This window comes from Streptomyces sp. NBC_00212 (genome assembly GCF_045206365.1).
GTDB lineage: Bacteria > Actinomycetota > Actinomycetes > Streptomycetales > Streptomycetaceae > Streptomyces.
Genome location: NZ_CP108115.1, coordinates 166006 through 190188, shown reverse-complemented (window position 1 = coordinate 190188; position 24183 = coordinate 166006). Strand labels below are relative to the sequence as shown.

General features: G+C 68.5%; 23 protein-coding genes and 6 pseudogenes. 13 read left to right on the top strand and 16 right to left on the bottom strand.

Annotated elements, in window-relative coordinates:
* Nucleotides 1-291 precede the first annotated feature (291 nt).
* Entirely contained in the window at nucleotides 292-681 is a 390-nt protein-coding gene (locus OHA17_RS01035) for a nuclear transport factor 2 family protein (protein ID WP_406503138.1), read from the bottom strand.
* An 80-nt stretch (nucleotides 682-761) separates the two neighbouring features.
* A complete protein-coding gene (locus OHA17_RS01030; RefSeq protein WP_406503136.1) occupies nucleotides 762-1997 on the bottom strand; it encodes an MFS transporter in 1236 nt (411 codons plus the stop codon).
* A 121-nt stretch (nucleotides 1998-2118) separates the two neighbouring features.
* Between OHA17_RS01030 and OHA17_RS01025 the strand changes: the two genes are divergently transcribed.
* Nucleotides 2119-2667, top strand: coding sequence for a TetR/AcrR family transcriptional regulator (locus tag OHA17_RS01025; protein ID WP_406503134.1), 549 nt, complete (start codon nucleotides 2119-2121; stop codon nucleotides 2665-2667).
* A 45-nt stretch (nucleotides 2668-2712) separates the two neighbouring features.
* On the opposite strand, the pseudogene OHA17_RS01020 reads toward OHA17_RS01025, so the two are convergent.
* Nucleotides 2713-2997 (bottom strand): annotated as a pseudogene (locus OHA17_RS01020) (ATP-binding protein); the annotation flags it as partial.
* 103 nt (nucleotides 2998-3100) lie between these two features.
* Between OHA17_RS01020 and OHA17_RS01015 the strand changes: the two are divergent.
* Nucleotides 3101-3619: a YcxB family protein gene (locus tag OHA17_RS01015; protein ID WP_406503132.1), complete on the top strand. Its 519-nt coding sequence runs from the start codon at nucleotides 3101-3103 to the stop codon at nucleotides 3617-3619.
* A gap of 226 nt (nucleotides 3620-3845) precedes the next feature.
* On the opposite strand, the gene OHA17_RS01010 is transcribed toward OHA17_RS01015, so the two are convergent.
* Nucleotides 3846-4334 (bottom strand): transposase family protein, encoded by a 489-nt coding sequence (locus OHA17_RS01010; RefSeq protein ID WP_406503130.1) that lies wholly within the window; start codon nucleotides 4332-4334, stop codon nucleotides 3846-3848.
* 443 nt (nucleotides 4335-4777) lie between these two features.
* Between OHA17_RS01010 and OHA17_RS01005 the strand changes: the two genes are divergently transcribed.
* Nucleotides 4778-4942 carry a trypco2 family protein gene (locus tag OHA17_RS01005; RefSeq protein ID WP_406503128.1) on the top strand — a complete coding sequence of 55 codons (165 nt, stop codon included), beginning with the start codon at nucleotides 4778-4780 and terminating at the stop codon, nucleotides 4940-4942.
* 151 nt (nucleotides 4943-5093) lie between these two features.
* Here OHA17_RS01005 and OHA17_RS01000 read toward each other — a convergent pair whose 3' ends face one another.
* Nucleotides 5094-5453, bottom strand: coding sequence for a hypothetical protein (locus OHA17_RS01000; RefSeq protein WP_406503126.1), 360 nt, complete (start codon nucleotides 5451-5453; stop codon nucleotides 5094-5096).
* A gap of 413 nt (nucleotides 5454-5866) precedes the next feature.
* Here OHA17_RS01000 and OHA17_RS00995 point away from each other — a divergent pair, with 413 nt between their 5' ends.
* Nucleotides 5867-6091 (top strand): hypothetical protein, encoded by a 225-nt coding sequence (locus OHA17_RS00995; RefSeq protein ID WP_406503124.1) that lies wholly within the window; start codon nucleotides 5867-5869, stop codon nucleotides 6089-6091.
* An 810-nt stretch (nucleotides 6092-6901) separates the two neighbouring features.
* Here the strand turns inward: OHA17_RS00995 and OHA17_RS00990 are convergent.
* The gene (locus tag OHA17_RS00990) at nucleotides 6902-7159 is read right to left on the bottom strand and encodes a hypothetical protein (protein WP_406503122.1); all 258 of its coding nucleotides are present in this window, start codon (nucleotides 7157-7159) and stop codon (nucleotides 6902-6904) included.
* Nucleotides 7156-7527, bottom strand: coding sequence for a hypothetical protein (locus OHA17_RS00985; protein WP_406503121.1), 372 nt, complete (start codon nucleotides 7525-7527; stop codon nucleotides 7156-7158). Before OHA17_RS00985 ends, OHA17_RS00990 begins: the two co-directional genes overlap by 4 nt.
* A 661-nt stretch (nucleotides 7528-8188) precedes the next feature.
* Here OHA17_RS00985 and OHA17_RS00980 point away from each other — a divergent pair.
* The 4 genes and pseudogenes from OHA17_RS00980 (at nucleotide 8189) to OHA17_RS00965 (ending at nucleotide 9785) form a co-directional block, all read left to right on the top strand.
* Nucleotides 8189-8635, top strand: coding sequence for a YidB family protein (locus tag OHA17_RS00980; protein ID WP_406503119.1), 447 nt, complete (start codon nucleotides 8189-8191; stop codon nucleotides 8633-8635).
* A gap of 42 nt (nucleotides 8636-8677) precedes the next feature.
* Nucleotides 8678-8881 (top strand): annotated as a pseudogene (locus OHA17_RS00975) (DUF3710 domain-containing protein); the annotation flags it as partial.
* 443 nt (nucleotides 8882-9324) lie between these two features.
* On the top strand, nucleotides 9325-9630 hold the full coding sequence (locus OHA17_RS00970; RefSeq protein ID WP_406503117.1) for a hypothetical protein: 306 nt from the start codon (nucleotides 9325-9327) through the stop codon (nucleotides 9628-9630).
* Complete coding sequence (locus OHA17_RS00965) at nucleotides 9627-9785, top strand: hypothetical protein (protein WP_406503116.1); 159 nt, start codon at nucleotides 9627-9629, stop codon at nucleotides 9783-9785. Before OHA17_RS00970 ends, OHA17_RS00965 begins: the two co-directional genes overlap by 4 nt.
* A 31-nt stretch (nucleotides 9786-9816) precedes the next feature.
* Here OHA17_RS00965 and OHA17_RS00960 read toward each other — a convergent pair whose 3' ends face one another.
* Nucleotides 9817-10167, bottom strand: a complete 351-nt coding sequence (locus OHA17_RS00960; RefSeq protein WP_406503114.1) for a peptidase inhibitor family I36 protein — start codon at nucleotides 10165-10167, stop codon at nucleotides 9817-9819.
* A 196-nt stretch (nucleotides 10168-10363) separates the two neighbouring features.
* Here OHA17_RS00960 and OHA17_RS00955 point away from each other — a divergent pair, with 196 nt between their 5' ends.
* Together OHA17_RS00955 and OHA17_RS00950 are read left to right on the top strand one after the other, a co-directional pair.
* Entirely contained in the window at nucleotides 10364-10735 is a 372-nt protein-coding gene (locus tag OHA17_RS00955) for a pyridoxal-phosphate dependent enzyme (RefSeq protein ID WP_406503112.1), read from the top strand.
* A 24-nt stretch (nucleotides 10736-10759) separates the two neighbouring features.
* Nucleotides 10760-11941: pseudogene (locus tag OHA17_RS00950) on the top strand (IS3 family transposase).
* Nucleotides 11942-11982: 41 nt separating this feature from the next.
* On the opposite strand, the pseudogene OHA17_RS00945 reads toward OHA17_RS00950, so the two are convergent.
* Nucleotides 11983-12841, bottom strand: a pseudogene (locus OHA17_RS00945) (integrase); the annotation flags it as partial.
* Nucleotides 12842-13149: 308 nt separating this feature from the next.
* The gene (locus tag OHA17_RS00940) at nucleotides 13150-13527 is read right to left on the bottom strand and encodes a MerR family DNA-binding transcriptional regulator (protein ID WP_406503110.1); all 378 of its coding nucleotides are present in this window, start codon (nucleotides 13525-13527) and stop codon (nucleotides 13150-13152) included.
* A gap of 75 nt (nucleotides 13528-13602) precedes the next feature.
* On the opposite strand from OHA17_RS00940, the gene OHA17_RS00935 reads away from it, so the two are divergent.
* A complete protein-coding gene (locus OHA17_RS00935) occupies nucleotides 13603-14331 on the top strand; it encodes an SDR family oxidoreductase (protein ID WP_406503108.1) in 729 nt (242 codons plus the stop codon).
* Nucleotides 14332-14912: 581 nt separating this feature from the next.
* Here the strand turns inward: OHA17_RS00935 and OHA17_RS00930 are convergent.
* Together OHA17_RS00930 and OHA17_RS00925 are read right to left on the bottom strand one after the other, a co-directional pair.
* Nucleotides 14913-15590 (bottom strand): nucleotidyl transferase AbiEii/AbiGii toxin family protein, encoded by a 678-nt coding sequence (locus tag OHA17_RS00930; protein ID WP_406503106.1) that lies wholly within the window; start codon nucleotides 15588-15590, stop codon nucleotides 14913-14915.
* Nucleotides 15587-15955, bottom strand: a complete 369-nt coding sequence (locus OHA17_RS00925) for a hypothetical protein (RefSeq protein WP_406503104.1) — start codon at nucleotides 15953-15955, stop codon at nucleotides 15587-15589. Before OHA17_RS00925 ends, OHA17_RS00930 begins: the two co-directional genes overlap by 4 nt.
* Nucleotides 15956-16365: 410 nt before the next feature.
* Between OHA17_RS00925 and OHA17_RS00920 the strand changes: the two are divergent.
* A pseudogene (locus tag OHA17_RS00920) lies at nucleotides 16366-16686 on the top strand (hypothetical protein); the annotation flags it as partial.
* 163 nt (nucleotides 16687-16849) lie between these two features.
* On the opposite strand, the pseudogene OHA17_RS00915 reads toward OHA17_RS00920, so the two are convergent.
* From OHA17_RS00915 to OHA17_RS00905, 3 genes and pseudogenes are all read right to left on the bottom strand, one after another.
* A pseudogene (locus OHA17_RS00915) lies at nucleotides 16850-17390 on the bottom strand (transposase family protein); the annotation flags it as partial.
* A 206-nt stretch (nucleotides 17391-17596) separates the two neighbouring features.
* Nucleotides 17597-19303: a phosphatidylglycerol lysyltransferase domain-containing protein gene (locus tag OHA17_RS00910; protein WP_406503102.1), complete on the bottom strand. Its 1707-nt coding sequence runs from the start codon at nucleotides 19301-19303 to the stop codon at nucleotides 17597-17599.
* A 518-nt stretch (nucleotides 19304-19821) separates the two neighbouring features.
* On the bottom strand, nucleotides 19822-20799 hold the full coding sequence (locus OHA17_RS00905) for a magnesium transporter CorA family protein (RefSeq protein ID WP_406503100.1): 978 nt from the start codon (nucleotides 20797-20799) through the stop codon (nucleotides 19822-19824).
* Nucleotides 20800-21410: 611 nt separating this feature from the next.
* Between OHA17_RS00905 and OHA17_RS00900 the strand changes: the two genes are divergently transcribed.
* Nucleotides 21411-22862, top strand: a complete 1452-nt coding sequence (locus OHA17_RS00900; protein WP_406503098.1) for a family 2B encapsulin nanocompartment shell protein — start codon at nucleotides 21411-21413, stop codon at nucleotides 22860-22862.
* Nucleotides 22863-22979: 117 nt separating this feature from the next.
* On the opposite strand, the gene OHA17_RS00895 is transcribed toward OHA17_RS00900, so the two are convergent.
* Nucleotides 22980-23957 (bottom strand): recombinase family protein, encoded by a 978-nt coding sequence (locus OHA17_RS00895; RefSeq protein ID WP_406503096.1) that lies wholly within the window; start codon nucleotides 23955-23957, stop codon nucleotides 22980-22982.
* Nucleotides 23958-24183 lie beyond the last annotated feature (226 nt).

Genomic DNA, 24183 nt, shown 5'->3' with positions numbered 1-24183 from the left:
GCCGGGATGACGCTCCGCGACGGCTCCCCGTGATCGCTGCCAGAGCCTTCTTTCGGCTCCGTCAGGACGACTCCGACTGGCCCCACTCGGTAAGGCCAGGCGTCTTGAAGTGGCCCCGAGAGGCGGCTTGTTGTGGGACCACTTCGTGGCTCGGCGACGGGGAGGCGATTCGGGCCTTTCGGTAGTGTTGCCTGGCCTTGGAGTGGGGAAGTCGGTGGGCCTTGCCGCGGCCCCGGCCCGGGCTCGACCTTTCCGTTCTTGAGAGCCCGTGCCAGTGGCTGTGTTTCGGGGCTATCCGGCGAGTTGGGCTTCGAAGGCGGCGTGGTTGAAGTACGCCTTGGCGTCCTGGATGAGGCCGTCCTCGCCCAGTTCGTAGACGTTGATGCCGGACCAATTGACCGGCTTGCCGTCCAAGGCGACGGCGGCGCCGCTCCAGGAGACGGCAACGCGGTTGCCGACCGTGTGCGCTTCCAGGGGAGTCAGGCCGAGGAAGGGCTGGAAGTTGGGCAGCGCGGAGGCGATGAAGTCGTGGATGGCGGCGCGTCCGGTGATGGGCGGTGTGCCGACCGGGTCGTGGAAGACGCCGTCTACGGCGAATGACTGAGCCCAGGCGTCGACGTCGCCGTCCTGGGAGGCGCGGAAGAACTGGAGTACCGCCAGCGGCATGGCCGGGAATGACATGGAAGATCCTTCGAGTCAGGGATGGGAAGCACGGCGGACCGTGGTGGCCGGTGGGGCCCGTTCTGTGGGCCGGCCGCCGCTCACCGGGCGAGTGGTTCGGGCTGGGCCGCGCCGGGCGGAGTCTCAGCGAGAGTCCGGTGCCCGCGCGGACCGGTGAGGTACATGGCGAGGGCGAGCAGGGTGAGAGCCCCCATGAGTGCGCACACGCCCAGCCAGCCCAGCTGTGCATAGGCGCGGATACCGAGCCAGGATCCGGCGCTACCGCCGAGGAACGAGCAGGTCATGTACGCGGTGTTCAGCCGGCTGCGGGCCTCGGGGCGCAGTGCGAAGATGCGGGCCTGGTTCGCGACTTGGCTGCACTGCACCGCGATGTCGAGCAGCAACAGCCCGGCCGTCAGGGCCGCCAACCCTGTCCAGGAGCCGGCCGCACCGGCGGCCAGGACGGCCGCCGCAGCAAGGGCGGCAAGGATGCACCACAGGTTCACCCGGTTCGCGCCGTGCAGGTCTACCCACCGTCCGGCGGCCGGGGCGCAGAACATGCTGGCCGCGCCGATCAGGGCCAAAACGCCCACCGCCTGTGCGTCCAGGCCGTAGCGGGGGCCGGTGAGCAGCAGGGCGAGCGCGGTCCAGGCGGCGCTGAAGCTGCCGAAGAGGGTGGCTTGGAAGAGCGCGGAGCGACGTAGGTCCGGCTCAGTGCACAGCATCCGCACGCTGGCCGCGAGCAGGGCGGTGTAGCGGTCTCGCGTGGCCGGGGCGGCGGAGGGCAGGGCGATGTGGAGGACGATCGCCAGCAGCACGGTGAGTACGGCGGCGACCAGATAAGGGGCGCGCCAGCCCAGTTGTTCGCCGAGGGTGCCGCCGAAGGTGCGGGCCAGCAGGATCCCGCCGATGAGCCCGCCCTGCAGGGTTCCGATGACGGCTCCGCGCCGGTCGGCCGTGACCAGCCCTGCGGCCATGGGCAGCAGCAGTTGGGGCACCACGGTCGCCACCCCGACCACGGCGCCGGTCGCGAGCAGCGCACCGGTGGTCGGGGCGAGAGCGGCGGCCAGGAGAGCGAGACCGGTCACGGCGAGCAGCGCGGTGACCAGGGGGCGGCGCGGGAGCCGGTCGCCGAGTGGGACCAGGAGGAAGATCCCGGCGGCGTACCCGAGCTGCGTGAGGGTCGCCACGGTCGCGGCCGTATCCGCCGTGATGCCGAAGCTGTCGGCGATGAGTGGCGTGAGGGCCTGTGGGAAGTAGACGTTCGCCACGCTGACCCCGCAGGCCAGTGCCATGACCAGCGGCAGCTGACGGGGCAGGGCCGGTGCGGAATCCATCGGCATATCCGGGCAGGGCATCACAACTCCAAGCGAACGAACTAGATGGTTCGGAAGATGGGAAGAGAGTTGCAGACGGCTCCACGATCGGTCAAACGAACTGGTTCGTTACCATCGGTGCATGGCGTACGACTCGAAGGCAACCAAAGAGCGGATCCTGGCGGCGGCGGCCGCGGAGTTCGCGCAGCACGGCGTGGCCGGCGCCCGCGTGGACCGCATCGCCACCCAGGCCAAGGCCAACAAGCGGGCCATCTACGAGTACTTCGGCGACAAGAACAAGCTCTTCGCCGCCGTCCTGGAACACCTCATGGCCGACCTCGCCCAGGCCATTCCGCCCGGTGACGAGGACCTGCCCGCCTACGCCGAGCGGCTCTTCGACTACCACCGCGCCCACCCCGAAGCCCTGCGCCTGCTCATGTGGGAGGCGCTCGAACTCGGAGACCAGCCCGTACCCGGGGAAGAGACCCGCACCCGGCATTACGAGGACAAGATCCGCGCCGCCCAGACCGCCACCTCGGACGGCGAGGCCCGCGACCGGCTGTTCTTCACCCTCGGCCTGGTCGGCTGGAGCCTGGCCATGCCCCAACTCCGCCGCATGATCCTCGGCCCCGACCACACCCTCGAACAGCTCCGACCCGCCATCGCCGACGCAGTTCGCACTCTGCCCTGACCAGCTGATCAGCATCTCTTACACAGCGGAGGAATCCCAGGGAGGCTACTCGGGCTTATCGGTGGCGATGCCTTGCCTGGCCTTGGAGTGGGCGAGTCGGTAGGACTGGGTGCCGGTCTCGATGATCGTCGCGTTGAAGGTGAGGCGATCCACGATGGCGAAGCAGAGCCGGGGGTCGGTGAAGGTCATGCTCCATCCGGTGAACGCCGCGTTGGATGCCGCCGCGATGCTGTTCTTCTCCTCTTGCTCGGTGAGAACCTCGAAGAGCATCTCGGCGCCCCTCCGGTCGAGTTCGAGGAGCTTCTTCGTGTTGCACAGCAGCCCGGCCCGGTCACCGGTGCTTCGGGGGCCATACGGCTGCGGGGTTCCAGGTCATCCCGGCGGTTACCATTTCCCGTCGGACAGCCGAAATGAGCCGGGGGAATGGTCGTACATGAGCAGGGAAGAGCAGTACGTCTCGGGGATGGGCCTTTCCTACCGACTGACGGCAGAGGACTTCAAGGAGGCTCTCCGCGCCCGTGCGAGGGCCTCGGCCGCTGCCCGTCGTCAGCGCGTCATCATGCTCGTGTGCGGCTCGGTGGCCCTGGTGAGCGGGATCATGGCGCTGGTGACCGGCGGCAGCCTCCCCATGCCGATGATGGTGGGCATCGTCGTGTTCGGTGTGCTCATGGTTGGCATGCCCTACCTCCAGGCCCGCCAGTTCCACAAGCTCACCGCGAACCACGGCGAGTACCGGGCGACGATCGCGGACACTGGCGTCACCATCGCGCATCAACAGGCCGCCACCACACTGACCTGGCAGGCAGCACCTCGATATGTTGAGACGCCGCACCTGTTCGTGCTGCTGAGCACGGACAAGAACGCGTCCTGCCTCACCATCCTGCCCAAGCGGGGCACCACCGACGTGGACACACTGCGGGCAGAGCTCGACCGGCATACAGCGCGCGTCTGACTCATACCTGACAGGCACCGACCCAAAGACACCAGCCCCGGCCCCGCCAAGAACCAGGTAGGCCGACTGCGCGGAAACACAGCCTTATCGGCGTCGACCGGCAGATCCAGGTGCCGGCGGGCCGTGGCCGTCGCGACCGTCACCTTGCCGACCTCTGGGTCGGTCTCGGCGAGCACGGCGGCCAGGGTTTCTACCGCGACCAGAGCGTCGTCGTCGAACTCGGCCTTCACGTCGGGGTGCTGGCGGAACTGCTCAGCGATGCCCTCGGTCCGCATCGCGGTCTGATCATGCATCCGGCCCGGCCCGGCCTGACCGCACCCGACCACAGAGTGCGGCCCTGGGCGTCGCTGATCGTGGTTGTCTTGATGGTGTTCTGTCTCCGCTTGCCCGACGCGAACGCGCGCCGGCCGGGCCTGCCTGCTTTTGGGCGCCTCACCTGGGTCTCCATCCCGTCGATCCGCAGGGTCACGTCCTCGGCTTTGGCGTAGGCGAACACGTCCTCCAGAGTGGGCAGCCGCAGACCCGGACGGCCGGGGACCGCGAATCCCCGCTCGGCGAGCAGCGGGCGGATCTCACCGATCGCGCGGCCGATAGTGGACGATCCCACTTCGTAGATCACCCCGAGTGCCGCGTGGGTGAGCCCGTTCCGCAGGTGGACCAGCGTTGCCAGCAGCCGGTCGACGAACACGAACTCGTACTTCGGCCCGGCCCCCACCTCCCGCTTCCGAGCCCCTGGCGTCGGCCGTGCCGACCGGACTCACAGCGCGCTTCCCAGCTCGGCGCGAGCTCGGCGACCAGCTCGCCCAGGAGCAACTCTGAGACGCCGGAGAAAGCGGGATGGGACATGGCCGCGCGGGCCTGATGGATCATCACACCCGGACAACTCGCGGAGCCCTCTCCGCATCCCCGACCGTGACCAAGATCATCAATCGCGGGGCAGCCCGTAACCTCACCACCCGTAAGGACCCAGGGGTAACGCCAGCCAACTCCCATCCCACCTGGGCGCATTGAGAACACAAGGTTTTCAACTGCGCAAACAGACAGCACGATTGGACCTCTGCGCTGCGCTCCCCGAGGGCTCCGGCCCACCGTGTCCCTCCGCCGACGGGTACTGCCCGGCAGACTGGCTCTCTGCACAGAAGCGATCAAGGGGGAATCATGGAGTTTGAGCCCACCGAGCTGTCCGAGGCGATCAAGGCGGTGCGCGGGGTAATGGCGGCCGCGCAGCGGGACGGGGACGGGTCGCCGGTCCGGTTCACGGTCAAGGAGATCGTGCTGGACCTGAGGATCGAGCACACACCGCGTCGGCCGGCGGCGGGGTGAAGGCGTTCGGTGATCCGATCACCGCACCCTGCCACGGGGGCTGAGGCCATGTCAGCGAGATGATCAGCCAGCTCCCCAAGGGGCGACCGGAGAGGTCGGCAGCGCGCTCAGTCGGTGGTCTGCAGGGCAGGGAAGGCCCGCCGCAGGGCGTCTAGCTGAGACCGAGTTTGGCGAGCGCGGTGGGCCAGTCGGTGGCGATGGTGTTCTGAGCCGCTGCCAGCTGCGTCTTGCCCGAGCAGATCGCGGTGTTCAGCTGCGACTCGACGGAGTCCTTGGGGTTGTTGGGGCCAGCGCCCGGCTTGTGGCCGGGGGAAGGCGGCTCGACCCACAGGTTGCGCGGGTCATTGGGGTCTCCGCCAAGCTCGAGGGAGACGAGGTGCTCATATTCGGCGTCGCCGATGGGGCCGGTGTATTCGTACGACTTGGCGTTCGCGGTCTTCTCCGGTCCGGTAATGGAGACGGGCGGGCGGATGGTGGCCGTGTAGCCGGACTTGCAGACCGTCTCCTTCAATGTCGCCTGGGCGACTTTCGGGTTGAGCGCGCCGGGGGTGCATTTCGGGTCCGGCAGCGGCTTCCGTTGGCCAGGGCCGGGAGCACAGCGATCGCGGTTTTGGACCTCATGCGGTCGGCTGCGGCCTGACGGGAATCCTGGGGTTTCCCAGTGCGGCTACCTGATCACCAGGCAGGCTCACGGCAGTCGTGCAGTCCGACCCAGCTGGTGAGGTGCGCGTTGTCCGTCCATCCCCGCTCCGGTGAGCAAGTCCCTCCTTTGACCGCGCAGGTTGCGCGGGCGAGCAATCCGAAGGGCACGACGGCGCGTCCCGAGGGCACGAGGGTTTGACTGGGGACGTTTCCTCAGAGAGACGTTCGCGGGGAGGGACGTACTGGCCTCTCAGAAGAACGGAGATCGTGATGTGCCCTTCTGTGACACCGGAGACCTCCGGGCGCGGTATTTCCCCGGCCGCCCGTGAGGCAGCGCAGGTCGGGAAGCTGGACCGGCAGCGGCTTGAGTCGCTGATCAACGAGTTGCGTGCGCGCCAGCAGCACCTGCCGGGGCTTGCCGAGCAGCGGCATCAGTTCCTCGACATAGACCCTGACCTGGCCGGACGTATCTACGTGCCGTCGCCCGGAGAAGCCCCTCGCCTCTGAAGGACGGGCCGCCCGGAGCCGTCCGGGGCCGCGGCGAGGTACCCGGGGTGCCATCCCGGCGGAACCCACCCTCTTCTCCTCGGGCCGGCGTTCCGCCTTCACCGGCTCCCTGTCACATCGTTGTTCAGGGTGCCTCTTTTCTGTGGGGCACACGATCGGGCTTGCCTTCCACCCGGGCGGCGGGCCCGATTGTCACCGTCACCCGATCGACGCTCTCCGCTATCCCGGCAATCTGGTGATGGTCTGTCCGGGGTGTTGCGGGTTGTGGGGCCGTGTCTGGGCCCGGTGTCTTGGTGTTGGGGTGGGTGGAGCCGCTCCGCGTGGTGTCGTTCGGCGTCGGGCGGGTCACCGGTCTTGTCTCGTTGTTGCCGTTCCTCGGGACGGGGTCGGTTCTTCCTTGGCATGTGCCGCAGGGAGCCGCTTCCCTTCCTTCGGGCGGCCCAGCCCCGCAGGCGGCATGGGGTGGGGGCTCCTACCGTCGTGTGGGGCGGCTCCGCCCCGCCGCGTGTAGTGGAGCCGCCCCATCACCCGCCTCGGAGGTGCGCAACCCTGACCGGCTACGCGCACCCCGGGAACCGGCGCCCCCCCCGTCCGCGCCAGTGCGGGTGCCTGACCGGCGCGGTGGCCGATACGGTCGCAGTGGCGGCTCCGCTTCCGCCGCACGCACGCAGCGGAGCCGCCCTACAGCCGCCGTTGAGCGTGCGCCGGAAGGCTCGAGGGCGGGAGCGGTCCCCTGCGTGCCACGAGAAGGAGGCGTCGTAGCCGCCGGAAGCCGTGTCGCACGCTCCAAGGCGCCTTTCGCGGGGAGCGTCACCATTCCAGGGCGATGATCTGCACGATGTACACGCGCTCGCGGCGGATGACTACCTGGTAGGTGATCATTCCGCCGGGGATGGTGAGGGTGGCACCTTTGGGGTCGAGTCCTTGGTAGTCGCTGGCGTGGAGGTAGGTGACCTCGCACATGCGGACCAGCTCGTCCGCCTTCTTCTCCACTTCCCGCAGGAACGGGGCCGGGGCTGTCCGGGCTGTTGCCTCGGCGCTGAAGGCGTACTCCCAATTCCAGCTCAACCGCGCACCGCCTGCTGGGCTTCATCGAGTACGGCGCTGATCTCGGCGAGGGCCTTGTTCACGGCCTCTTCGTCGTCGTGCTCGTGCTTGTCGTACATGGCCAGAACGTCCTGCGCCTGCTGGTAGCGGGTACGCAGATCCATACGCCTGGCGATCTCGATGTGCTGCGCCCAGACCAGCAGCCACGCCTGGATCGGGGCCAGCGACTTGTGGTCGATGGCCTGGGAGAACGCCTCGTCCATCGTGCGCTGCATCTCCTCCAGCCGGGAGGGGGCGACCCTGGCCAGGGCGGCCCGCAGCGCGCCAGCCGTGCGTTCGGGCCGGGGGATCAGTTCATCCTCGGTGTGATGCTGGGGTGCCGGTGCCACGGGGTGCTCCTTCCGTCAGGAGTCCGAACCTACCGACAAATCCGTGATCATTTCCCACTGTGGCCCATTCGTAGTTCTGAGCCCCACGATTTGCAGCGAAACCAGCGTGCAAGGACCTGTTGACCCGCACTCCCACCAGCGGCCGCCAGAGGCACCAGTGACGAGGAGCAGGCCGCGCACCCTTTGTGTGCCCGGTGGGTGCCGGGAACTGCGGGGACCACCGGGCACGCGACCGGTCCGTGGCGGGCTGGACCGCTGGCCCGTTCGGCGCGTGCCGGTCCTTGCCCAGTCCGCCTCATCCTGGTGGGGGCGTGTTGGTGGTGAGGTGGCGCCGATTTTGGTGAGGGTGCGGTGCTGATCGTGCAGAGCGGTATGGGGGTGGGGCTGTGTGGCCGTCTGCGGGTGCGGGGCTCGGGCGGGAGGGGGGCCCTGGGGTCGGCTCGTTGTTTGTGTCTCGGGTGGGGCTCTGCGGCTCTTCGGGTCGTTTTGAGGATTCGTCAGGATTCTTCGCGAGGCCTGGTGTTGAGTGCAGGCGCGTACGCTGGCATGTGGTGGCTCATCGGGACCGATTGCGTCGAAGCCTGCCTGGTGAGGACTACGCATCGCTAGTCTCCGATTACGGACCGGGCGGTCCGGCCGTCGGAACTGGCTAGGGGAAACCATGGGTTTGGCAGAGGGTTCCAGGAACGCGAGCAACGCACTCGGCTTCATCCGGACCACCGAGGGGCACTTGAACGAGCTCACCAGCATCCTCCAGAGGAGCCAGTCGGTCGCGGTGCAGTCCTGGGTCGGCACGGAGGCCAACGAGCCGATCACTTCTCCGGAGGTCGTCACGGCCCTCGGGGAGGAGAACCTCGCTGAGATCGCCGAGAAGACCGGGGCCGACAGCGGAGCCCTCGCGGCCTATGTGGCAGATCAACTGCCGGTGCTGATCGACCAGATCTCCCCGGACGGGCAGATCACGAGTGACCCGGCGGTGCTCGACCAGGCGTATACCGAGTTCGAGAACAAGGCTCCGTTCACGGCCACCGCGCGGATCGGGATGGCCGCTGTGCGGCCTGCCGAGTTCATCATCCTGCAGTTCACGCAGGAAGTCGGCCAGGGCTAGCAGCCGGCAGCGTCCCGTCCGGGTGCCTCCGGGGCGTGCCCGGGCGACGTGATCGTGGTGGCCACGGTCGTGCTGAACGACAGCGCGGTCCAGCTGCAGGGCTTCGCGGCACCGAAGAAGGAAGGCATCTGGGGCGAGGTCCGCGAGGAGATCGCCTCCGGCATCACTCAGCAGGGCGGCATCATCGACGAGGTCGAGGGCCCGCTGGGCTGGGAGCTGCGCGCGCAGGTCCCGGTGCAGCTGCCCGCCTGCTCCTGTGCCCCAACGTCGTACAGATAGATGGGTGGCGCCGCCCCGAAACCCGCGCCTGTCCCCTGTACAGTGATCCCCCGATCGGACAAGGCCTGCTTGCACGCTGCCCTTCTCTCGTTCTGCACCGCAGGCCCGAGCCGCGCCGCTACGATGAACACCACGGGCCCCGGCCCCGCGGGGCCCTGAACGCCCGTTCGTGGGGAGGCAGTTGTGGCAGTGCCGCCGCTGGACGCCGACTGCGAGGACGGTCATCGTCCCGACTGCCCGCCGAAGACTCCGCCTCCGCCGAAGGAGCCGGTTGAGCCGCCACGCCCCGAAGGTGCTACGCCCGGCTCCGTGTTGGTGCGGCCGCGGTTGGCGGCTCGTATTGCGAACCGCAGGGCGGCGAACTGGACGCTGGAGAACGCCCCTGGACTCCCGTGAAAGCGGGCCGGCGCGTGACGGCCAAGCTGGGGGAGTGGGGTTATCGACTGACCGAGGACCGGGAAGCGAGCATCACCGCGGTGACCGTTCTGCTGGCCCGGGCTGCCTTGGCCGACGGCGGCCGCCGGATCAGCGTCCATCTTGCCGACCAGGACCACCAGGTGCTCATCCTGGTCCTGTCCCACCAGAGCGGCCATTCGCCCGAGGGCGAGGGCCTGCTGCGTGAGGTGACCGCACTTGGGGTCGTCTCGTGCGGCACGGATACCGACCAGGAAGACGGTGGCCGCCGCCGCTGGGCCCTGACCGACCTCGACGGGTGAGGTCCGGCTCCCGGGCACTGTACGGCGGCTTCGACCTGAGCGGCCAACTCCACTTCCAGCTCTCCCTGTTCGGAACGCCCGTCATCGAGCACCGGATCCCGCTGGGCACACTCAACCGCGAATGGTCACTCGCCAGCGGTCACGCCCAGCGGTAGACCGCCCGCTTGACACCCCGTGTATGAGGGATCAGCAGACCTGGCCCACGCCGTCGATGCGTCCGCCGAAGTCGCTGTTGTAGTCGATCCGGCTGTCGCCCTTGTGCACGGGCCGGGTCTCCTTGGGGTCCCAGTTGATGAAGCAGCCGTCGGCGCTCGACACGAACGACCCGACGTTGTCGTGGAACGCGGCCGGCATGTCGTGGTAGCCGTCCTTGGCGACCCATTCCCAGCTCTGGCCGTTGTAGCGGGCCCCGGTGTAGAAGCAGATCGAGCCGTCCGTACAGGACGGCGTGGCCGGGGCCGCCACCGCGTTCGAGACGGGCATGAGCACGGCGGTCAGCGAAAGAGCACCGGCCAAGGACCAGAAACGCAGCTTCATGGGAATCCTCCTCGATGAACCGGTGGCACGGTTGCGCCCCGATGCCAGGAGTCTGGCGACCGGTGCGCAGCCGGGTCGACCGGTTTCCCGTTGCCCCTGAGAACAGGAAACAAGGAAACCCGGCCCTGCCCCATGGAGAGCAACTCGCCGTCCTGCCAAGGGCTTTGCGCTGCTCAACATTGGCTAGGGTGCCGTGATGGACGTTTACGAGTCTGCGTTCGACCTCATCGGCGCCACTCCGCTGGTCCGTCCGCGCACCGGGAGCCCGGCCGCCGTCTACGCCAAGCTGGAGTATCTGAGCATCGGGGGCAGTGCCAAGGACCGGATCGGTCTGCGCATGATCGAGCAGGCGGAGCAGGACGGACTGCTGCGGCCGGGCGGGACCGTCGTCGAGGCCACCTCCGGCAACACCGGCATCGGACTCGCGCTCGTGGCGGCCGAGAAGGAGTACCGGAGCGTGCTGGTCGCCTCGGACCGGGCCAGCGATGAGAAGGTCGCCACCCTGCGGGCCTTCGGCGCCGAGGGGCGTTTCCCCGTGGCCGTGGACACCCTGATCATTGGATCGTGAAGATCCATAGGACAGGAGTTCCCGTTGGGGACGTCGAAGTACTCGCCTGAGTTCCGGGCTGATGCCGTCGCGCTGTACCACGCCTGCCCGGGTGGGACGTATGCGTCGGTGGCCAAGGACGTGGGCATCAACCACGAGACGCTGCGGATCTGGGTCCGGGATGCCGAGGCCGCAGCCCGGCCCGGGGCGGTGGAGGCCACCGCGATGGAGAAGGAGAACCGGCAGCTGCGGGCGCGGGTGAAGGAGCTCGAGCTCGAACGGGAGATCCTGCGGAGGGCCGCGAAGTATTTTGCGGCCGAGGCCAGCTGGTGAGCAGCCGCTTCCAGTTTCGTCGACGATCACCGTGGCGCCTTCGGCGTCAAGCGGCTGTGCCGGATGCTGCAGGTCTCGCGGTCCGGTTTCTACCGGTGGCTGGACGGCGCGGACGCGCGGGCTGCCCGGGCCCGGGCGGACGTCGAGCTCGCCGAGCGTATCGCCCAGATCCACCGGGACTCGGACGGCACCTACGGCGTCCCGCGCGTCACCGCCGAGCTGAAGGACACCGGGAGGCGGGTCAATCACAAGCGCGTCGAGCGCGTCATGCGCACGTTCAACATCGTCGGGCTGCACCTGCGCAAGAAGATCCGCACCACCATTCCCGAGCCGTCGGCGACGCCGGTGCCGGACCTGCTGCGGCGCGACTTCACCGCCCGGGCGCCGAACACCAAGTACGTGGGCGACATAACCTATCTCCCGATCGGTGGCGGCCAATTCCTCTATCTGGCAACGGTGCTGGACCTGTGCTCGAAGCGGCTGGCAGGCTGGTCGATCGCCGACCACATGCGAACCGAGCTGGTCACCGACGCGCTCAGGGCCGCTGCGGCAGCCCGCGGCGCCGACGGCCTGCGTGGGGCGGTGTTCCACAGCGACAACGGAGCCCAGTACGTCTCGAAGGAGTTCGCCCAGGTCTGCTCGGAACTCGGCGTGATCAGATCGCGCGGCGCGGTGGGCACGAGCGCGGACAACGCAGCCGCGGAATCTCTGAACGCAACCATGAAACGCGAGACGCTCCAGGGCAGGAAGCGGTGGAACGGGGCCCGTGAGGCCCGGCTCGCGGTCTTCCGATGGGCGACCCGCTACAACACCCGGCGACGGCACTCCCGCCTCGGCCAGACCAGCCCGATCAACAATGAGCAGCGGTCAACTACGCTGGCCACCGCCGCATGACAACCGGTGTCCACGGTCACGGGGAAGGCCCCGGTCGTGTGCCGCAGGGTTGCGATGACTTGTTCGCGGTGGGTGTTCGCCTGCGGAGCACGGGGTGGTGACTTGATGATCTCCACGTCCTCAGCCTCGAAGACCGCGTCGAACGACGCGGTGTACTTCGCGTCCCGGTCGCGGATCGGGAAGCGTGGTGAATCGAGCCGGACGCCCAACTCGGCGGCGAGATTTCTCGCTTGTTGCACCGTTGAGGGACCCGTCGGGTGGGCAGTCACCCCGGCGATGTGCAGCCGCCGTGTGGCGTGCTCGAGGAATACCAGCGCGTACAGCCGGCGCAGGTCGACCAGGTCGATGTGCAGGAAGTCGCAGGCGATGACGCCCTCGGCCTGCGCGGTCAGGAACTCGCGCCACGTCGGGCCCTCGCGGCGCGGGGCCGGATGGATGCCTGCCGCCGTCAGGATCTCCCAGACCGTCGTCGTGCCGATCGGATGCCCGAGGCGGACGAGTGCCCTGGATCCGCCGGCTGCCCCAGCGCGGATTCTCCCGGGCCAGCCGCAGCACCAGCGCCTTCAGGGCGCTCGCGGTCGGCGGCCTGCCGGGCCCGCTCCGGCACTTGCCGTAGTCCCACTTCCGGGCGATCAGCCGGCGGTGCCATGCGAGCAGAGTCCCGGGCGTCACCGGAAACACCTGCACCCACCGGCGCCGGGGGATCAGCGAGGACAGTGCCGCGAACCACAGCCGGTCCGTCGGCTCGTATCGCACAGGCGCGGTGAGCTGCCTGCGCAGCACCGCGTTCTCATGCCGCAGCACCAGCAGTTCAGCGTCCTTGGCCGCGTCCCGGCACAGGACCACCGCCGGGACCGCGAGCAGCTTCCGCGCCACCTTGTACACCAACGAGACGACCACCTGGACAGGGTTCCAGCAGCTCTCCGTGGCACGCCACACCCGCTCCGAACAGCAGCGATCAGTTCCGAACGGCACAGGCTGGCTTGCGGTCTCAGCGGGGGAGTTGCCGGCGGTAGACGGTCACGGCGGCGGGGTCCAGGCCGGAGTGGTCAGCCCAGGCGCCGGTGTCCGGCATGGTGTCCGCCAGCGCGCACCGGGCGGCTGGGTACTGCCTCGCGATAGTGCCGGTGCCGGGGCTTGGGTGGTGGGGGAGGTCGGGGGTTGTACTCCAGCCGTAGATCGCTGGTGCGACGTCCGACCGACCGCGCTTACGGGTGCGTGTCCGTGACCGCGATGACCTCGTCGAGGCGGTCCAGGGCAGCCTGCAGGTCGTCGGCCTTGGCCTGGATCCGGTCGCGCTCGGCGCGCAGCATGGCTCGTTGCTCGGCGTCGGTGTGCCCGGAGTCCCAGCACGGAAGGAGTTCCGTGATCCTTCGGCTGGTCAGGCCGGCGGCGAACATCTGCTGGAAGAAGCGGACCAGGGGGATGGCGTCCTGTCGGTAGAGGCGCTGGCCGGATGGGCTGCGCTCCGCGATGAGCAGCCCCTGCTGCTCGTAGTAGCGCACGGCGCGTACCGAGACGCCAGCCCCCCGTGCCACCTCGCCGATGCGGATCAGCCGCTCGGCCGCGGCCTGTGCGACGGTCATGGTGATTCCTCTCCCCCCGGTCCTGATGACTAACGCTTGCCTCTGACGTTAACGTCAGGTTTTAGCGTACCGGGCATGGATATCAACAACTCAGTTGCCCTTGTCACTGGAGCCAACCGCGGCCTGGGCCGCGCCTTCGCCCAGCGCCTGCTCGAACGGGGCGCTCGCAAGGTCTACGCGACGGCCCGCCGGCCGGAGAGCGTGGATCTGCCCGGGGTCGAGGTGCTGCCCCTCGACATCGCCGATCCCGCAGCCGTGAGGGCCGCCGCCGAGGCCGCCCCGGACCTCTCGCTGCTCATCAACAACGCGGGGATCCAGACGGGGACCGACCTGGTGACCGGTTCGCTTGACGCGGTGCGGCACGAGCTGGAGACCAACGTGTTCGGCCACCTGGGAATGATCCGGGAGTTCGCGCCGGCGCTCGCCAGGAACGGCGGGGGCGCGATCGTCAACGTGCTCTCCGCCATGTCGTGGTTCGGGGGCAAGGGTGCTAATGCCTACCACCTGACCAAGGCCGCCGCCTGGGCCATGACCAACGGCGTCCGCCTGGAGCTCGCCGAGCAGGGCACGCTCGTGACAGCGGTGCACCTCGGCCTGGCCGACACCGACATGGCTGCGGGCTGGCCGGTGAACAAGATCGCGCCGTCGGACCTGGCAGACGCGGCGCTCGACGGTGTCGAAGCGGGATCCGCCGAGGTCCTCGCCGACCAGTGGAGTCGAGACGTCAAGTCCCGGCTGCCGCTGACGCCGGAAGAGTTCAACGCCGCGATGGACCGCGCCCTGGCGGCGCTGACGGCGGCCTGAGGGGCTTCTCGGCCGCACTGACTTCGGTCGGTTGCTCCTGAGGTCAGTCAGCTCATACTCCATCCGCAGTTGTGGATCTTCATGTTGTGGCCTCGCGCCGGCGGTAGTGGCAGTCGCGGGCGCGGGCCTGGTGTCGACGACGCCTGTGCCGCTCGAAAAGTCATCGCCGCAGGCGGCAGTGGTGGCGGTCCGTCGGCTGGGAGCATGTTCGGGTGATCGTGTCCCTGCTGCACAAGGAGACCGGGAAGTTGCTCTCTCTGCCGTCGGTGCTGTTCGGCGGCGATGCGGCGAAAGACGCGGAGCTTCTCGTGTTGCGGCATGAGAACGCGGTCGTGCGCCGTCGGCTGGCCGGGCCGCTGCGAGCCGGCCGACCGGTTCTGGTTCGCCGCCCTGTCCGTGCTGATACTCCGGCGGCGCTGGCGCGAGGTCTTCCTGGTCACCCCCCGGCACCCTGCTCGCCTGGCACCGCAGGTTCATTGCCGCGAAATGGGACTACACCACGCGTCGAGGTACTGGACGCCCGCCCACCCGAGCCGCTGGAACCCGACGCGTTCCCAGAACAGGCAGGCGCGCAGGCCGGCCTATTCGTCATCGAAGTCGACGTCTTCTTCGGCGTGCAGGCGGGCGTCGAGGTCGGTCACCCACGCAACGGCCCAGGTACGGAGTGCCTGGATCTGGTCGGGGTCCAGTCCGTAGGCGGCGAATTCCTCGTCCACCAGCCAGTCCGCGCCGGCGAGCCGGTCGCGGAGGTCGTGGAGGCTGAACTCGAAGCGGGCGTGGCGCCGGCCGAGGGATTCCAGGTCGGCGGTGCTGCGGTGTTGGGATGCGGCGTGGATGTCGATGAGGTCGCGGACCGCGCCGCGATCCGCGAGCGCGCGGACCTTGGTGCCGATCACGTCGTCGAGGGCGAGGACGGGGCCGTGCTCGGTGGTGGTGGGCGGTGCCCAGAACGCTTCCTTGAGAATGTCCACCTCGCACTGCTCCCTGGTGTCCGGGTCGGTGGCGATGAGGCGTCCGGAGAGCGGGTCGGATTTCACCTGCCGCACGCCCCAGCCGCGCGCGGCGAGGCCTTCGCTGACCGTGCGGACGATTTCGTCCATCGGGGCGGAGTTCTCGGTGGCCACGTCGAGGTCTTGGCTGAGGCGGTCGACCAGGCCGTGGGCCTGGACGGCGTAGCCGCCGGTGATCACCAGGGGATAGGGGGCGCCGATGGCGAGGACGTCGGCCAGCAGCCGGCGGTGCAGGTCGGTCAGGTTCACGCGGCCGTCACGGGTCGGGTTGCGGCGAGCTCGGGGAAGGTGTCTTCCCATACCTCGCGGATCGGCCGGCTGATCAGGGTCCGCAGCACGGGCCACTGGCTGATGAGCAGGTCCCGGTTGAGGTATGTCTCCAGGTCGGGGCGCAGGCCTTCGGCCAGGACGGTGCGGTACAGGCTCATCCGCAGCTTGGGATGGTCGACGTCGAAGGAGCGCAGCCCCGACCACACGACATGGAGCGGCAGGTCGACCGTGCCGTGCGTGGGGCCGGCCAGATCGTCCAGGCGCGCGGGCAGCTGGCTGGCGTACCGGGTACGCAGGATCGTCAGCGCAGGTGGCACAGGAGCGGGGGAGGATGCCAGAGCCATGCCCCCGATTATGGCCTGCCCGGGCCCGTCCCGGCACCACGGGCACCGAGTGCTCCTCGATCGGACATGGCCAACGGGATGCGGATGGTGGAGAGAGCAGCGTTGGGCGGCTGGGGCCTACTGTCCGTCGTTCAGGAGCATCCGGCGGGTGGTGACCAGGGCGTGCCACCGGTTGCGTACGGCAGGTTCGCCATTCAGCCACCGGCTCTGGGAGCGGGGCGTGGGACGGTCGACCAGGTAGTTGGCGATGTCGGCGTAGTAGGCGTAGCCGCCGGTCGCTGTCGCCTCCCGCAGGCGGTCGGTGACGGCGTCGAGTTCCTGCTGGGTGCCGAGGCCGCCGTGGTGGAAGGTGATGGCGATGTCCAGGGTCGGATCAAGCGAACCCCACTCACGGCGGCGTCCAGGTCGTCATCCGGACCATCGGCACCCTGCACCCCGACGCTGTCTCGCACATCGAGCACGGGGCGCTTTTCTTCGATCTCGGCAACCGGCTGCGCAACCCACACCACGATCCGCAGATGCGATACTGCACCGGTCTGGACCTTGAGGTCCGTGACCACGTGCTCACCACCCTGGGCGCCAACAAGGAGATCAGCGCGATCGTGGACAGCACAGCGGCTCTGTTACGCGGCTATGTCGACTCCCGCCACCAGCTGGTGCATGTGGCAGTGGCGTGCCGGGGAGGCCGTCACCGATCCGTGGCCATCGCAGAAATCGCCGCCGAATACCTCCGTGCGGAAGAGGCCTGGCTGCGTCGCCCGCGAGTGAACACGGCCCTGGAGCGAACCGCACCGTTTTCCACTTCCCGAACCGGAGCGGCGGATCGGCGCCACCTTCCGCACCCCGTACTACCACCACCGCGAACAGCCAGAGCACTACCAGCAGTTCAACCGCGACCACGCCCGCGGCGCCTTGGTAGGCGCGGTCGGCCAGAACCAGGATCTCCCTGGTCAGGCAGGCTTGGACGATTCCGTGGGCACGGGCCGCGGTCAGGTCGTGGGTCTGGCCCGGGTGTCGCCCGGGAGAACCAGAGCGGTGTCCCGTCGGGCCGGGCGATGACATGCACGTTCATGCCGTGCCGGCGGTGTTTCTGTGAGTAGTACGGCTGGTCTGCGCGGATCCGGTCGGTGGGGATCAGGGTGCCGTCGACGATGACGTGGTCGCCCTCGCCGAGGCCGGTGAGGGCTTCGTGCAGGCCGGGCGCCCACGCGGCCAGGACCTCGAGGGTCTCGTCGACGTATCGCCAGGCGGCGGCCTGGGATATCCCGAAACCGGCCCCGAGCCCAGCGAACGTCTCGTTCTTACGCAGGTGGACCAGCGTGAGCAGCGCCTGTTTGAAGCAACCGAGCTTGCGCCACCGGGTGTTGCGGATCCGACGGTGCTCGTACAGCAGCCAGGAGACGTGCTCGACGAGCTCGTGCGGGACATCGAGCATGGCAGGATACGGAACCAACGGGGCCCCTCAGGTCGCCGGTGTGATGAGTGAGATCACCACGCCAACGACGAGGGGCCCCGCCTCGTCACCACCACCGCTGACCAGCCCATTTCACCCCTGCGAGACAGGATGAAAGAGGCTCACTGAGCACCGAGAAATCAAAACCTGGGTCGTCAAGATCCATCGGGACCGTGGTTGCCGGATTCTTACCGTTGTTGTCCGGTCGGTGGGGCGGAGGCTGTGTGTCGGCTCCGGAAGAGGTCGGGGAGGCGGGGTGCGTTGACGAATCCTTCGGCTCGGGCGCTGGCGAGGGCGATCCGCGGCAGGTCGCTGCTTGAGGCGAACAGGATGTAGCGCGGCTCCCAGATGGGACGGTATTTGGCGTTGGCGCGGTAGAGGGATTCGATCTGCCACCAGCGGGAGAAGAAGGTCAGGATCGACCGCCACAGCCGCAGGACGGGGCCGGCACCGAGGCGGGAGCCGCGTTCGAAGACGGAGCGGAACATGGCGAAGTTCAGCGAGACCCGTTCGATGCCGAGTTCCGCAGCGGCGGCCAGCACTTCAGTGACCATGAACTCGAGCAGGCCGTTGTCCGCGCTGCGGTTCCGGCGCATGAGGTCGAGAGACAGCCCGCTGTCGCCCCAGGGGACGAAGCTCAGCAGGGCAGCCAGACTGCCGTCCGCGTCATGGCACTCGACCATGACGCAGCGCCCGTCCTCCGCATCGCCGAGTCGGCCCAGGGCCATGGAGAAGCCGCGTTCGGTGGCACCGTCGCGCCACTGGTCGGCCTTGTCCACGAGCTCTGCCATCTCAGCGTCGGGAATGTCCTGGTGGCGGTGTACCCGGACGGTGTACCCGGCTCGCTGCACCCGGTTGCACGCTTGTCGCAGGCCCCGCATCGCACGGCCCTCGAGGGTGAACTCGTCGCGCTCGACGATTGCCTCGTCGCCCAGTTCCAGGGCGTTCAGGCCGTGCCGAGCATAGACGGCGCCGCCCTCTTCCGAGGCGCCCATGACGGCGGGCGCCCACCCGTGCTCCCGTGCTTCCTCGAGCCACGGCTCGATGGCGCCGGGCCATGCCTCCGGGTCGCCGATCGGGTCACCGGAAGCGAGCGTGACGCCGCCGACGACCCGGTACACCACTGCGGCCTTCCCGCTCGCAGACCAGATCGCCGTCTTGTCGCGCCGCAAGGCAAAGTAGCCCAGTGAATCCCGCTCTCCGTGCTTGGCCAGCAGACTCCGCAGCCGTTGCTCATCCTCGCCGCTCAGCCATTCACTGCTGCGCGGGGCACGGAAGCAGGAATACAGGACCAGCATCAAGGTCAGCGCGCTCAGCACGTTGATCGTCACGTCCACGATACGGGGGACGGCAATCAGTTCTTGGGCCCGCTCCGGCGGTTCGAGCGTCACCATCCTGGCGATTGTGTATCCGAGACGGTCACGCAGCGCGGAGCCCGCCACCGTGTTGGTCCAGGTGACCAATGCCGTACCGAGGGCGACACTGAAGGCCGCCGAGCCGACTCCTACGCCCACCGCGAGGGCGATGTTCGAGCGGTCTCCCTTGGCGACGAATTCCTTGCGCCCCACCAGGAGCATCAGCACGAACAGGGCGGTCAGCCCGGCGGAGAGATAGTTGAAGGGGTGACGGCGGTAACTGGCGTCCGGGTCGGAAAGAGCCAGGAGCACGATCATTGAAACGAGCGTCAGGCCGGCCAGGCCGACGTTGAAGATCCAGGCTGCTCGTTTGCGCCGCCGCATCACGAGCGCCAGGAACAGGGACAGCACCACCGAGACCAGACCTGCTGTCGCCAGGTAGGGGGTGAAGTAGCGCCCGTCCGCATTGTGAATGCGGACCTGGGAGCGGAAGGGCACCGACAGGACCGCCACCAGGTTGAGCGCCGCGACCAGGCGCAAGTACCAGACGGAGCCGCCGGCTGCCCTCCGGCGCCAGCGACCGCGCGAGGCCAGTCCCGTTTCGCCGTCCCCTCGGCGTACCTGTGGTGGCGGGCTGACCTGGGCAGAACGGTCTGCGGACACGAGTATGAGCCTTCCGGAATCGACGGAGCGGTGCCGGGCGCGAACAATTCAAACCGTGAGATGCGCCCTTCGGGACGATCACCATCCAGTCTATGGTCTACAGAGCTGTAGACGGATTGGGATGCTGCCCGCGGCCGTGCTGGGCGCTCTCCGCAACCCGGCGCCGCCGGGGGCCACCACCGTGCAGCGAATTTGAGAGGTGTTGTCTCGGTGGCTCACGGCAGGCAGATAGCCCCGAAGGTAAGGCGCTTCAGGCGGGGGAGGGGGCCGGCGGCAAATGTATCGGGGCCGGCCCCCCCCCAGCGCCGAGGCTGGACTTCGGGCTCGAGGCCAGGGCCGTCGGGCGCGCCTTCGCGGTGCGTGCCCACGGCGGGCTGCTGCCCTCGGCGAAGGTCTCAGATCCAGTCTTTGCGTTTGAACGCGGCGTACAGGACGACGGACAGGATGATGATGGCAGCGGTCGAGGTGATGAACCCCGCCTGGGTGCTGAAGCCGGGGTAGGGGACGTTCTGGCCGTAGAAGCCGGTGATGGCGGTGGGCACGGCGATGATGGAGGCCCAGCTGGTGACCTTCTTCATGATGAGGTTCATGCGGTTTCCCTGGACCGTCAGGTTGGTCTCCATGATCGAAGCGATCATGTCCCGCAGTGACTCGGTCCACTCGCCGGCCCTCAGCACGTGGTCGTAGACGTCCTGGTAGTAGGGCAGCAGCGGCTCGGTCACGATGTGCAAGTCCCGGCGCAGAAGGCTGTTGACGACTTCCCGCATGGGCAGGACGACCCGGCGCAGTCGGGAGAGGCTTTTGCGCAGTTGGTAGGAGGTGCGTTGGACGGTGTCGATCTGCTGGCGGCCTTCCTCGAACAGGAGGTCCTCGATGGTTTCGATGCGGTCGTCGAGGTCCTGCACGGCGGCGAAGTATCCGTCGACGATGTGGTCGAGCAGTCCGTGCAGAAGGTAGCCCACGCCGTGTTTGGCCAGGTCCGCGTTGTTGTCCCAGCGTTCGACGACCTCCTCGATGTCGAAGCGCTCGTCGGGGCGGATGGTGATGAGGGCGCTCTCGGTGACGAAGACCGACAGTTCACTCGTGGACAACTGCCCGGTGTCCGGGGCTGTGCAGACGGCGTAGGCACTGAGGAAGGCGTGGGTGCGGTAGCGGTCGAGCTTGGGACGCTGGTGCTCGTGACGGGCGTCCTCCATCGCCAGTTCATGCAGTCCGAACTCTTCGCTGATCATGGCGAAGTCCGCAGGGGTCGGTGCGCACAGGTCGAGCCAGACCGCCACCCCCGGTTCCGAAATGTATTCCGATATGTCCTCAGCCGGAAAGTCTTCCAGCGCCAATATGCCGTTGCGGTAGAGCCGTGTTCGTGTCGTCATGACCCGCAACCCTAGGCTCGTGCAGTGCGGAGCTGGCAGGAGGGCGGCTCCGGGCCGGGCGGCCAGGGGGCGCCCGACGTCAGGCGTGCGCCCTTCTTACGGGGGATTTGCTGCCGGATTGGGGCTGCGGGCGTTTGAGTGTCCTGCCGAGGACCACACGGAGACCAACGGCGTTCAGTGCTTGCACCTTTCGGGAGGGTACCTACGCCCGGCGTACTCAACGTTCGGCTTTGATACATCCCGCCGCGGCCGCGGGATGCGCCCCGGCACCCCATCGCGGGCATAGTGTGCAGCAGCGGGCGCCGACAGCGATGACGGACATCCCGAAGGGCTCCTACACGGACCTCTGGGCCCTGGCCTCATCTGAGCCTTCAAAAGAGGCGGATGGGGGTTCCGCCGGGGCGCCATAGGCGGCCGCGACGCGCTTGTCGACGGTGCTGGGGAACCTGGGCCGACGACGCTTGTGGGCATGGTGTTTGAGTGTTGATTGGGGATGGTGGGGCATTCTCGTACGGATCTTCGCTTCTTCCCCCGCAGGGAGAATGGCGGGGTTCCCTTGTGGCTGGAACCTTGAGGCGGCAGTTCATTGTTGCGTCGAAGGGAAAGTGTTCATGTCGGTTGAGGCAGGTCTCGAGAACCGCGCCCAGCAGAGTCTCGGCACAGCCGCCGCGCGGAACTTGGCGACCACCACCAAGTCCGTCCCGCAGATGCAGGAGATCACCTCCCGTTGGCTGCTGCGGATGCTGCCGTGGGTCCAGGTGCAGGGCGGTACGTATCGGGTGAACCGACGGCTCAGCTACTCGGTGGGGGACGGGCGGATCACCTTCGTCCAGACCGGCGAGCGAGTCGCCGTCATCCCCGCCGAGCTGGGCGAGCTGCCCGCGCTGCGGGACTACGAGGACGAGGCAGCCCTCACCGAGCTGGCCAACCGCTGCGAGCAGCGCGAGTTCGCGGCGGGCGAGGTCATCGCCACCGCCGGCGACGTCACCGACCGCGTGTTCCTGCTCGCGCACGGCCGCGTCGAGAAGATCGGCACCGGCCCGTACGGCGACGAGACCGAGCTCGGCTTCCTCGCCGACGGGGCGCACTTCGGCGAGCAGGCGCTGGTCTCCGGCGAGGCCGTCTGGGAGTGCACCTACCGCGCCACCACCGGGTGCACTGCCCTGATCCTGACCCGGGCCGACGTGCTCAACCTCGCGGAGCGCGCCGAGTCGCTGCACGCACACCTCGCGATGGCCTCGGCGCAGCCCGACCAGCGCACCAACAACTACGGCGAAGCGGCGATCGACCTCTCCGCGGGCCACGTCGGTGAGGCGGTCATTCCGCACACCTACGTCGACTACGAGGGCTCGCCGCGCGAGTACGAACTCTCCGTCGCGCAGACCGTGCTGAAGGTCCACAGCCGCGTCGCCGACCTCTACAACCAGCCGATGAACCAGACCGAGCAGCAGTTGCGGCTCACGGTCGAGGCGCTGCGCGAGCGCCAGGAGCACGAGCTCATCAACAACCGGGAGTTCGGCCTCCTGACCAACTGCGACTACGACCAGCGCCTCCAGCCGCACGACGGGGTGCCCAGCCCCGACGACATGGACGAGCTGCTCTCCCGGCGCCGCGGCTCCAAGCTGTTCCTCGCCCACCCGCGCGCGATCGCCGCCTTCGGGCGCGAGTGCAACAAGCGTGGCCTGGTGCCCGAGTCCGTCGAGGTGGGCGGCCACCACGTGCCCGCCTGGCGCGGCGTGCCGATCTTCCCGTGCAACAAGATCCCGGTGAGCGAGGCCCGTACGACCTCGATCATCTGCATGCGTACCGGCGAGGCCGAGCAGGGCGTCATCGGGCTCCAGCAGGCCGGCATCCCGGACGAGATCGAGCCGAGCCTGTCGGTCCGCTTCATGGGCATCGACGAGCAGGCGATCATCTCGTACCTGGTCACCGCGTACTACTCGGCCGCGATCCTGGTGCCCGACGCGCTGGGCGTCCTGGAGAACATCGAAGTCAACCGCTGGCGCGGTACCGCAGGCCCAGGTGCCCCCACGGCAGAACCCCCCAAGCACACCAAGCCCTGAGGCCTCCAGTCCGCCGCGCGTTTCGTCCTCGCTCGGTCCCCAAAGGCGGTGCCCGGGCAGGAGACGTGCCCACAGTGTGAGCCTGGCGCAGTGCGCCGGGGTATCGGGGCGCGTGCACTACGTCCGGGGGGAGACCCTCAAAGGCCATGTCATCGCCGTGGCAGCGGGCAGCCACGGCGGCGAGACTGTGGCGATCCGATCGGCGTAGACGCGGAAAGCGTTGCGCCCGGCCTCAGCACCACCGTCGCGGACGAAGGCGGTGCATTGCCGAAGGGCGGCCCGGTGGAGGGCGAGCGGAGCGGTCACGCGTACCGAGTAGCCCTGCTCGTGGCGGGTAATCCGGCCGCCGCGCAGCGCTTCGCGGATCTCGGCGACCTCGGTGGCTTTGAGGTACTCGGCCAGCAGACCGGGCACGTCGATGGTGTGTGCCTGCGCAGGCTCGGGCGATCGCTCCTGACCTTCGACGCCAGCGGGCATGCCGTCGGGTTCGCGCGTGATCTCGCCGACGTCACGGGCGCCGGCTGCGTCGAGGACCGTGCGGACGGCCCTGGGCGCGATGTCGTGCTGCCGGGCGGGCGCCTTCACCGCGATGTCCTTCGCGTACGCGTCGACGATGTCGGCTGCCTGGACCTCGTCGAGCGCGGCCGGGCGCCCCAGCGTCCTGCCCGCCGCCTCGACGGCGACGCCTTCCCTGGTGTCCTCTGCGATCATGTCGCGCTGGACTTCAAGGACCCCGGTGAGCATGGTGACGAACAGCTCGGTCTGCGGGTCGTCGGCCGTGAGGTCGAAGCCGTACCACGCGCCGGTCGCGATGCGCAGGTGCAGACCGCGCCGCTGGAGAACTGCGCGGATCTGAAGGACATCTTGGGCAAAGCGGAACAGCCGCGCCGCCTCCGCGATCCGGATGATGTCGCCGACCGCCGCCTCGTCCAGCAGCCGACAGAACCCGGGCCGGTCGACCGCGTAGACGCGGGACGATGCGGGCGGATCCTCGTACGTGAGCGCACCGGACGCGAGCAGACCGTCCAGAGCACGAAGTTGACGGGCGTTGGTCTGCTCGTCAGTGGAATGCCGCAGATACAGACGGTCAGTCATGTCCCGTCCCCGTCCTCATCGTTCCGGCTGGTGCCAAAACGCGACCGTAGGGGGCGGAAGAGGGAGGCGCCAATCTGGGACGGTCCCGGTGAAGGCGACACTCAAGAATGTCCCTATATCTCCATCTCCCGTCAACGGGTCGACCTCCAGGGACTCAAACGACCGATTCTGGTCCCCGCCCTCTCATCCGACCGGACGAATGGTGAACCTGCTGCCCGCCCTGACC